At 34.1% G+C, this 10,297-nt stretch carries 9 protein-coding genes; 5 read left to right on the top strand and 4 right to left on the bottom strand.

Annotated features, from left to right (window positions below):
* Window positions 1-135: 135 nt before the first annotated feature.
* From ACP6PM_RS32515 to apcB, 4 genes are all read right to left on the bottom strand, one after another.
* On the bottom strand, window positions 136-822 hold the full coding sequence (locus tag ACP6PM_RS32515) for a hypothetical protein (protein WP_426590989.1): 687 nt from the start codon (window positions 820-822) through the stop codon (window positions 136-138).
* A 479-nt stretch (window positions 823-1,301) separates the two neighbouring features.
* Entirely contained in the window at window positions 1,302-2,198 is an 897-nt protein-coding gene (locus ACP6PM_RS32510; RefSeq protein ID WP_426590988.1) for a TauD/TfdA dioxygenase family protein, read from the bottom strand.
* A gap of 175 nt (window positions 2,199-2,373) precedes the next feature.
* Window positions 2,374-3,228 carry a TlyA family RNA methyltransferase gene (locus ACP6PM_RS32505; protein ID WP_426590987.1) on the bottom strand — a complete coding sequence of 285 codons (855 nt, stop codon included), beginning with the start codon at window positions 3,226-3,228 and terminating at the stop codon, window positions 2,374-2,376.
* Between the two features lie 1,068 nt (window positions 3,229-4,296).
* Window positions 4,297-4,806, bottom strand: coding sequence for an allophycocyanin subunit beta (gene apcB / locus ACP6PM_RS32500; RefSeq protein WP_426590986.1), 510 nt, complete (start codon window positions 4,804-4,806; stop codon window positions 4,297-4,299).
* Between the two features lie 364 nt (window positions 4,807-5,170).
* Here apcB and glnA point away from each other — a divergent pair, with 364 nt between their 5' ends.
* The 5 genes from glnA (at window position 5,171) to ACP6PM_RS32475 (ending at window position 9,431) form a co-directional block, all read left to right on the top strand.
* Window positions 5,171-6,592: a type I glutamate--ammonia ligase gene (gene glnA / locus ACP6PM_RS32495; RefSeq protein WP_426590985.1), complete on the top strand. Its 1,422-nt coding sequence runs from the start codon at window positions 5,171-5,173 to the stop codon at window positions 6,590-6,592.
* A gap of 725 nt (window positions 6,593-7,317) precedes the next feature.
* Window positions 7,318-7,896 (top strand): ubiquinone biosynthesis protein UbiE, encoded by a 579-nt coding sequence (locus ACP6PM_RS32490; RefSeq protein ID WP_426590984.1) that lies wholly within the window; start codon window positions 7,318-7,320, stop codon window positions 7,894-7,896.
* Entirely contained in the window at window positions 7,821-8,153 is a 333-nt protein-coding gene (locus ACP6PM_RS32485) for a class I SAM-dependent methyltransferase (RefSeq protein ID WP_426590990.1), read from the top strand. Before ACP6PM_RS32490 ends, ACP6PM_RS32485 begins: the two co-directional genes overlap by 76 nt.
* A gap of 105 nt (window positions 8,154-8,258) precedes the next feature.
* Window positions 8,259-8,396 (top strand): hypothetical protein, encoded by a 138-nt coding sequence (locus tag ACP6PM_RS32480; RefSeq protein WP_426590983.1) that lies wholly within the window; start codon window positions 8,259-8,261, stop codon window positions 8,394-8,396.
* 540 nt (window positions 8,397-8,936) lie between these two features.
* Window positions 8,937-9,431, top strand: coding sequence for a YbjN domain-containing protein (locus ACP6PM_RS32475; RefSeq protein ID WP_426590982.1), 495 nt, complete (start codon window positions 8,937-8,939; stop codon window positions 9,429-9,431).
* Window positions 9,432-10,297: the final 866 nt, after the last annotated feature.

Raw genomic sequence — 10,297 nt, 5'->3', positions numbered from 1 at the left:
GAATCAGATTTTTATTTCCAGTTTGCCAATATTTCCCTCACCTTCCCAGAGTTACCTTTGCCAAAAATTTGGAAATGAATCTCAGAGGTACTGATAAGTGATAACTGATAACTGATAACTGAAATAACTCTCACTTCAACATTTAACAATCCTTAAACCTTCTCTGAAGTGAAAAATTGTAGTTACTACTGCGATAACAAAATAAAAAATTCTAATTATCCAAAAACATAAACTCATGCTCCAAGAAATTACTCCCGGAGGAACTCCAATTAACCGGACAAACTTGGAATTAACACTCTTCTCTAATCTATCTAAATTGTTAATCTGTACTTTTTTATCAGGTAGAATCGGAAATTGGGCAGTATATAAATAAAAACCATATATACCATCATTTCCTACTCTTTGATTTAAAAATGAATTAGTTAATAACTCAGCTTCATTAAATGATAACTTGTCATTCTTTGCTACCTGCTCTACCCAGATATCATATCTCACCATTGGAGTTGTGATAAAAATTATTGGAACTAAAATTATTAATATAATTGTACTCACATAACGACCCAAATACTTAGGTAAAAAAATAGTTGCCAAACCAAAACCCATTCCAACTACAGCAAAAGCAATAATATTGAAAATTTCAACTATTTCTATCCCTCTTAAAAAATCACCAAAGACTATTAAACTGTATAAAAAATTATCAGCTAATTTTACAGATATTATTTTTGCTGAAACTATCGTACTAAAAATAAACGAAGTACAAAATATGTAAATAGATAGTTTAATCAAGAAAATAAAAAATATACTAATTTTTCGGATGAACATGGCAATTTAATAGTTACAGCAAAAAAATTATCTATATCCTCAGATTATTGTTGAATAATACTTTCAGGAGTGAGTAACTGTATAAGTTCTATATTGAAAATGTAAATTATCATAAAATAATTCTTATTTTCTAGGGAAAGAATTAGGTATGAGATGATTTTCCAATTTCACAATTGTAATAATTTCGTTTCTTTGCTAAATATCAGGCAGATAAAAATAGTATAAGCCCCCAGATTCATATGTGGAGAGGGAAAAATGCTTTAGATATTTGAAGATCGGTTGATTAATCAACGGGGTAATACTTTTAAATGTATAACTTCCTGGAAGGGATTGACTTATGAACCAAGGATATCTAATTTCTTGTGGCGTTGCTGAACTAAGGGATGAATCTTTGCAGAAAAAGTAAATCCTATATTTTGCTTTCTCTTTCTCTAAAGCTATAATTAATCCTGCAAATATGCAACGCCTTTCTTGTCAATTTAGGAGTTATGGTCATCATGATTATTCACAACTCCAATACGCAAAGCAATGCGTTGATACTTAGTAGAATCGTAGGCTTTACCAGTGTGCATAACTTGGGAGTTATCCCAAAATACAATATCTCCAGCTTGCCAAACATGACGATAAATAGGTGTAGAATTAAGAGCTTTCTCAAATAACTCTACCCAATATCGCTTTGCAAAATCAGGTTGATCCTCAAGTCCCTGTAGAATAGAAGTGTCTGAACCCAAATATAAACCTTTACGTCCAGTTACTTGATGGGTTGATACAACAGGATGGAGTTTCCGAGGAATATCCACCCCTGGTTGTGGAGATATAGGAGAAAGATGATACATCGAAAGCTGTTCTAATTGCTGCTGATATTCAGATTCAAAGTTATTATAAGCTTGTATCATATCTAGAAAATCAGTAGTATGGGGCTGTCCATCAATGCCTTCTGGGGGGATAGTCACACCATACAGCATTACAACATAAGGAGTATTCATCCCTAACCCATCAGTTATTGGGAGAAGGTCTTTGTCGTGATGCCATTGCCAAGCAATTTTATCTACTATATCCTGAGATAATCCTTTAGGATTCCCTAAAATAGCAGATCCTGAACTTTGTAAGTATGCAAGAATTTCAGGGTCTACGGGTTTTGGGCGACGATGACCAAGGCTTGAATCTCTAAAGGTCTGTCTGGCAAATTCTGTTAACTGAGATGCCGTCAGATTTTGCTTGCGGATGAAAATCACACCATTTTCCCAGAGATTTTGCTTTAATTCTTCTGCCTGTTTGGGACTTAAATTTACAAGATTACAGCCTGGAAAAATTTCTTTACCAAGCCTAGAATTTTGATATTTTTCAAAAGTGATATTTTGCCTAATAGCATTCATAATTCATAAAAATTACGGGTGCATCTCACTGTAGCACTTATTTGAGTTAAATACTATCCCCAGGAGATCTGACTCTAGATATGAATTTTGTCTGAACCATACTAGATAATAAGTAACTGTTTGTATTTAATATTAGATAGTAATAAGTATGGCTATTTTAAAAGTCAAATTTTCATTATGAACTATGATTAAATTCTTGTTGAGCTAATTTTGTGATGTGAGCGATCGCCGACCTATCGGGTAAAAGTTTACTTTCCAGATTTAACCATAATAAATATTCTATATTACCAGCCGGACCTTGTATGGGAGACCAAGTTAAATCAGCGTATTTCCAACCTAAATTATTAGCACTGCAACATACCTGAAAAATTGCCTCAGCTTGGTCAGTAGAAGAACGAACTACACCTTTTTTTCCCACTCGTTCTTTTCCTACTTCAAACTGGGGTTTTACCAACAAAATTGTCTCACGAGGTGGAATAAGTAATTGCCATAGAGCAGGTAAGATTTTAGTCAGAGAAATAAAAGAAACATCAACTACAGCTAAACTCGGATATATTTCTTTTGCATTTTCTTGTAGCTCGGAATTTAAGATTAGTGAATCACCATATAATTCTGTAGGAGTTAAATAGCGTAGATTAGTTCTCTCCTTCAAAATTACTCTAGGGTCATTACGCAACTTCCACTCAACTTGTCCGTAACCTACATCAATACCATAAATTAATTTAGCACCTGCTTGTAATAAACAATCTGTAAATCCTCCCGTAGATATGCCACCATCAAGACATATTCTTTCAGAAATAGATATAGAAAAATATTCTAATGCCTTAGCAAGTTTATAGCCTCCCCTAGAAACATATAAAGATTTTTGTTTAACTTTAATATCTGCTTCCGGGTCAACTTCAGTTCCAGGTTTATCAATTATTTGTTGATTTACCATTACTTCCCCCGCTCTAATCAAAACTTGAGCTTTTTGTCGAGAAGTAGACAAATTTCGTTCTACCAATAAAACATCTAATCTTTGTTTAGACACAAATTTTACTTATTAAAGGAAACAGGGAAAAGGGAATAGGACAAATTAGATATTTTTGTTATCAGCAGGAATAGAAAAATATCTAAATCCCTTCCCGGTTTAGCAATTATTTGTTGATTTACCATAATTTATCCGACTCTAATGAAAACCAGAACTTTTTGTCGAAAAGTAGAGAAATTTTATTCTACTAATCATACATCGCAGTCTGGATTTACCCACCAATACTTACGTGCAGATAAATATCAACCAACAAAGTCTCAGGAAATCACAGATTTTTTCTGCCAGAGACATTAGAAAATTTTCCTTTCTTTGTTTCTATTTGAGAAATTATTTGCCGACTTAACTATTACTTCTTCTGGTCTGCTGCAAACAGAGGCATCACAAAATTTTCATTTCTTTGTTTCTAGTTAAACAATTATTTACCGACTTAACCATTAGTTTTTCTAGTCTGCTGCAAAACCAGAGCTTTTTGTTGATAAGTAGACAAATTTTATTCTAGTAATCATACATCTAATCCAGATTTACCCACCAATACTTGCTGCGCATAAATACCCCCCAATAAAATCTCAATAAATCACAGATTTTTTCTGCCAGAGACATCAGAAAATTTTCCTTTCTTTGTTTCTAATTGAGCAATTATTTGCCGACTTAACTGGACCCAACTATTAGTTCTCCTAGTCTCAGCCAAATCTGATATTTTTCTTGAGAAGTAGACAAATTTCATTCTACCAATCATACATCCCAGTCTGGATAAAATTCCAAGTTCAATAGTATTTTTGAATTTGGAAGCACTCATCAAAAATTTAAAAGTTTTTTATCAAGGTAAGTTTAACCCAAAGAAAATTTTGTCATAAACAATTTATTTTCTAGACCAGCAACTAGAAATTTACCAAAATTTTCATAATCAGCCATCCAGAATAATGAATTGTATAACTTATGAAAAAAATTACTCTTTTTGAAGAAGTTAAAAATTATCAAATCCCAAAAATTTGAGCTTAATCAGCAAGCGGGTTTGATGAATCTTTTTATTCAACCCGCTCCTACAATCATAACTTCAACAAAAGAATACTAAATATCCTTTTCCGCCAACTCACTAATTAAATGATCAAAAGGTTCCGCCAAAAAAGCACCAGTTGGAATACCTGCTGCCTCTACCTCAGAGTTAACCAATTCTTTCATAATACCAATACCTATCACAGTAGGTCCAATAGGTACTCCTAAAGAATTATAAGTTTCCCGAAGCCCCTGTAGCACACGCTCATCCAAAACGTCTGTATTGCCTGCTACTAAAGCATAAGTAGCATAGCGCAGATAATAATCCATGTCCCGTAGACAAGCTGCATAACGACGAGTTGTATAAGCATTACCACTGGGACGAATTAATTCTGGTTGTTGTGCAAACAAAGTAACTGCAGCTTGTTTAACCAAATTAGCAGCCTGAGAATTAATTACTGTAGCAGCTTGTACTCGTGCAGTACCAGTTTCAAAATAAGACTTTAATCGATCAACCCCATCTCGATCTAAATAACGACCCTTAGAATCGTAATTTTCTATTAAGCTAGTTACAGTGTCCCGCATAAAATCAATACTCCCAACAATTTCTTAAACTTTCCATATTAGCCTACTATAAATTGACACCTAGCAGAATCATTAGGGTAGGCCATAGAAATATTGTTACATTCGATACAAAAACTCAACAATTTTAATTCTTATTATTAGCCAGATGTATTCTTATCAGAGCTAACTACAGTCAGCCTTACTGCGCTCTCTGTTTTCGACGTGCCGTCTATGGTCTCGGTTAAAACAATAGAGAACCCTAGATGCAAAGTTCATACAATTTTCAATTTGTCACTTTGTGACCTTTTGTCAAAGTTTTATAGAGCAGTAGCAGTAGCTATTAAGCCTCTTAAGAAAAGCAAAATTTAAGATTTAGGAGCTAATAATGGCACAAACCGCTCAAGATGTCTTGAACTGGATTAATAATGATGACATTCAAGTTATTGATTTGAAGTTTATTGACCTACCCGGTATTTGGCAACATTTAACAGTTCACAAAAGCCAAATTGATGAAAGTTCTTTCACAGATGGAGTTGCCTTCGACGGTTCCAGTATTCGTGGTTGGAAAAATATTAACGAGTCAGACATGATGATGGTACTCGATCCAACTACTGCTTGGATTGACCCTTTTATGGCAGAACCTACATTAAGTATTACCTGTAGTATTAAAGAACCCAGAACTGGTGAATGGTATAGTCGTTGTCCTAGAGTTATTGCTCAGAAAGCAGTTGATTATTTAAGAACAACAGGTATTGGAGATACAGCATTCTTTGGTCCTGAAGCTGAATTTTTTGTATTTGAAGATGCTCGTTTCGACCAAACAGAAAATAAAGGATACTACTATGTAGATAGTGTAGAAGGTCGTTGGAATTCTGGTCGTGAAGAAGATGGAGGTAACAAAGCCTATAAACCAGGTTACAAACAAGGTTACTTCCCTGTATCTCCCACAGATACTATGCAAGACCTACGGACAGAAATGCTGTTAACAATGGCTAAGTGTGGAGTGCCCATTGAGAAGCATCACCACGAAGTAGCTACTGGTGGTCAGAATGAATTAGGCTTCAAGTTTGGTACATTAATCGAAGCTGCGGATAACTTGATGATTTATAAGTACGTCATCAAGAATGTGGGCAAAAAGTATGGCAAGACAGTTACTTTTATGCCCAAACCAGTGTTTAATGATAATGGTTCTGGGATGCATTGTCACCAGTCAATCTGGAAAGAAGGACAGCCTTTATTCTGGGGCGATGGTTATGCTAACTTGAGTAAGATTGCTCTTAATTATATTGGTGGAATTCTCAAGCACGCTCCAGCAATATTAGCTTTCTCTAATCCTTCCACTAATTCTTATAAACGATTAGTTCCTGGATTTGAAGCTCCGGTAAACTTGGCTTATTCCCAAGGAAACCGTTCTGCTTCTGTTCGGATTCCTTTAAGTGGTACTAATCCTAAGGCAAAACGACTAGAATTCCGTTGTCCTGATGCTAGTTCTAACCCCTATCTAGCTTTTGCGGCAATGCTTTGTGCTGGTATTGATGGGATTAAGAATGAAATTGACCCTGGTGCATCTTTGGATGTGGATATTTATGACCTCAGTCCTGAAGAGTTGAGTAAGATTCCTTCTACTCCCGGTTCCCTAGAGGGTGCTTTGGAAGCTTTGGAAAAAGACCATGAGTTTTTGACTACTGGTGGGGTATTTACGGAGGATTTGATTCAAACTTGGATTGAGTACAAGTTGGATAATGAGGTGAATCCCATGCGTCTACGCCCTCATCCTTATGAGTTCTCTCTGTACTATGATTGCTAAATAATAGCGATTTCATTTTATTAGCCTTCATAAATGGAGGCTATTTTTTTTACCTTTTACTCATATCTTGTACCACTTTGAAAAATGGCTGCTGTGGCATAATCGTTAGTGGGAAATCCTTACCCAGCAGTTAATTTGTAACATTCTTTTATTAAATTGGTATTGTATTACTTTGAAAAAAGAATGCTACAAAAAGATACATCTTGATCGGATATGCTAAAAAATAGCTGCTCCAATTCATTTTAGATAGCTATCTCTATCATTTTCCCATTTTTTTCAATATTTACCCCTTCTTCCTTCTTTCTTCTTCCTTACTTCTACCATTTGTCACAAACATTTATCACGCTTGGTATTATACCAATTCTCAAAAATAATGTCATACTTCCTCAAGACTTTAGTTATTAAGTAATAAATAAGTACGGCTTGCTGAATAAAATTTTAATCAATGCTAGCTCTAGCCTCCAGGGTTTTTGATTCTGAAAAAGTGCCTGGTTTTTGGCTTTTGTAGTCTCAAAATTCAAAGATTTTTCCCTTAACTATCAGAAAATTTGGCCGTAGCAGATAGTCTAAACTGTTGCCTGTTCCCTATGATCGCCATCAGACTTTTTCAGCAAACCCTAAGTAAGAAAGTAAGAGCAATGTTTTTAACGACTCTAGGAAAATAGCGAAGATATCTTAATGCCTAAGAACCCTACTCCCTACTCCCTATTCCCTATTCCCTACTCATGTCAGATACAATCACAAAACTTACTTATCAAACATTTCAACAAAGCAAAATTTTCTTTGCTTTAGCTCACAAAAGAATTTCTACTCAACTCAGACAATTTATTTATCCAAATCTGAAGCTAAATACCAAACCTTTGTCTGCTGAAATTATTCAAAAAATGCAGCAACGCATTGATAAAATTATCGAAAAAGATTTAGCAGATGGAGAAAAAGGCATATATCCAGTTAATATTATCTTCGACAATCTATGGGCAGATTTTTTCAGTTATTATCCTAATATTTTGTTAGATATGCCTAGCATTTGGAAAAGAATTGAACAAAAGAAATATCAAGAATTTTCTCCAGAAATAGATACTAAAGATTATCCTACTTATTATTTGCAAAATTTCCATTATCAAACAGATGGATACTTAAGCAAGATGTCTGCTAATCTTTATGACTTGCAGGTAGAGCTTTTATTTAATGGTACTGCTGATGCAATGCGCAGGCGAATTTTAGCTCCATTAAAAATGGGGTTAGAAAAATTATTTTCTGGGCAAAATGTAGAAGCGATCGCTCCCCAAAAATACGAGTTTTAGACATAGCTTGTGGTACTGGCAGAACATTAAAATTTATTCGAGCCACTTTGCCAAAAGCTTGTCTTTATGGTATTGATTTGTCACCTAATTACTTGAAAAAAGCAAATAAATTACTATCTGAAGAGTTGGGAGAATTATCTCAGCTTTTGCAAGGAAATGCAGAGAATTTACCTTTCCGAGAAAACTATTTTCAGGGAACAACTTGTGTTTTTACCTTCCATGAATTACCGCCAATGGTACGTCAAAAAGTGTTATAAGAAATTTTTCGAGTAATTCAACCAGGAGGCGTTTTTGTAATTTGTGATTCGATTCAAGTATGTAATGAACCTGATTTTGCCACCATTTTAGAAAATTTTCTTGCAATGTTCCACGAACCTTATTATAAAAGTTATATTACAGATAATTTGGAAGAACGTTTGGAGAGAGCAGGTTTTATAAATATTGCCACTGAAGTTCATTTTGTCAGTAAGTATTGGGTTGGTTATAAACTTGATTATTAATATTGAAGTTCATTTTGTCAGTAAGTATTGGGTTGGTTATAAACCTGATTATTAATATTGACAATGTAAACATTCAGCAGTTAGCTAGCTTCTTGCAGAAGAACTGCCATCATTCTGGATATAAACCAAACAGGCAAAAGAGAAAGTGCTATGTCTACATCATCTATGCAACTAAGGGGTACCTTCATGGAGACGTTCAATTTGAAGAGCTTCGTTCTCTATCATAGAAAAAGGGTCTTTTTCAGATGGGTCTTCTTGATTAATTTTGCTCGCTTCTTCTGTCATTTTTTTTCTCTAATAATAAGATTACCGATCGCTTCTTAAATTGTCGGTAAAAATATTTTTCAGTTTATAATTTTAATTAATTAGTTTAACTTAAAAAAAAATTTTTAGTTTCTAATTCTAATTAATTCATTTGAGTTAAACGAACTTAGTAAAGTAAAAAGGTACTGTTATATTATCAGCATTGCTCGTAATTAGAATAGATTCAAGGCTGATGCTGGTGATAGATGGATGATGTTCCTATAGGTATAAGTAATTATGACGACTAACAACCCTGAAACTGTTTCTGTGGACAACGCCTCTATTGAGGAAGCAAATATTAACGAACTAACTGAAGATGAAACCAGTCTTAGCTATATAGAAGAGATTGAGACTGTCATTGCCAGTATGGCAGAAGAACAAAAGGTAATGGTAGCTCAAAATGAAGCAGGCCATTTGTGGAAGTTTAAATATGGCACTGTGGATGTATATGTAAGACTGACTGGAGAAACTGATGATGATACTTTAACAGTTTGGTCTTATGTATTGAAGTTACCAGCAACAAATGAACCAGAGTTGATGCGTAGGTTATTACAAATGAATTGGTTATCAACAATGGAATCTCATTTTGCTATTGTGGACAATCAAATTGTAGTTGTGGCAACTCGTACTGTGGCTGAATTATCTCCAGGAGAAATTTCGCGGGCAATTACTATTGTTGCGAATCTTGCTGATGAAAATGATGAGCCTTTAGCTGAAGAGTTTGGGCAATAAATAAAAGATATCTAGAGACATTAAGAAGCTTTTTACACCAACTATTGCAGAGATGTTCTATGGAATATCTCTACATTCTTTTTCACCGCTATGTTTATTAAGCAAGTTGAAAAAAATATTCCTACAAAGTTTTTTTTCCTAGGAGGAAAGGAAATCTTTTAATAGTTTTGCAAGTTATTTTACTTTAACTATCTTGTTTAAATTTGGAATTATACCAGGCATGATAAATGTTTGCTACAAATCAAGATAGCTCTGATTAGAACTGCTGATTTTTTGTACAAAGTTCTCGATTTGGAGGGAAAAAATTTATCATTTTCCTTCCTTCTTTCTTACCTTTTTCCTTCTTCCCTCTTCCTTCTTCAGACCCTAAATTATTTGTAAAATTTTTTTTAAAATTTGGTCTTATACCATTTTTAAAAAATAATGTTACGAATAGTAAGAGCGATAAAAAGATTTTAGAGCAAATGCCGATTTGATCAAAAAGATGATTTACGAACTAAAAAATGGTATTGAAACCATTCATTCTACCGACTGGCTCCTGACTCCTGACTCCTAAAAATTATCCTAGATATTTGTAGCAAACATTTATCACGCTTGGTATTATACTAATTCCCAAAACTAATGCTCTACTTAGACGACTCTTCAATTATTAAGTAATTAAAAAGGGCACATGGAACTTTTTTGATAATTATTTGCCAGGAGCGTATTAATTATTTTTATGTTTACTTCTCGTTCTCGGACGTTGCATGCAACCTCTCTACTACTCCCCTAATCAATAAAATTTAGAAAAGTTTTTGAGAAATGGTCTTAAACATCTCCAGAACAGAAATTAAATATTCCTTTTGTAAAACCCTTGTAGGAAGGTT

The organism is Dapis brunnea BLCC-M229, assembly GCF_050015995.1.
Lineage (GTDB): Bacteria > Cyanobacteriota > Cyanobacteriia > Cyanobacteriales > Microcoleaceae > Trichodesmium.
This window is presented reverse-complemented; position numbering and strand designations above follow the sequence as displayed.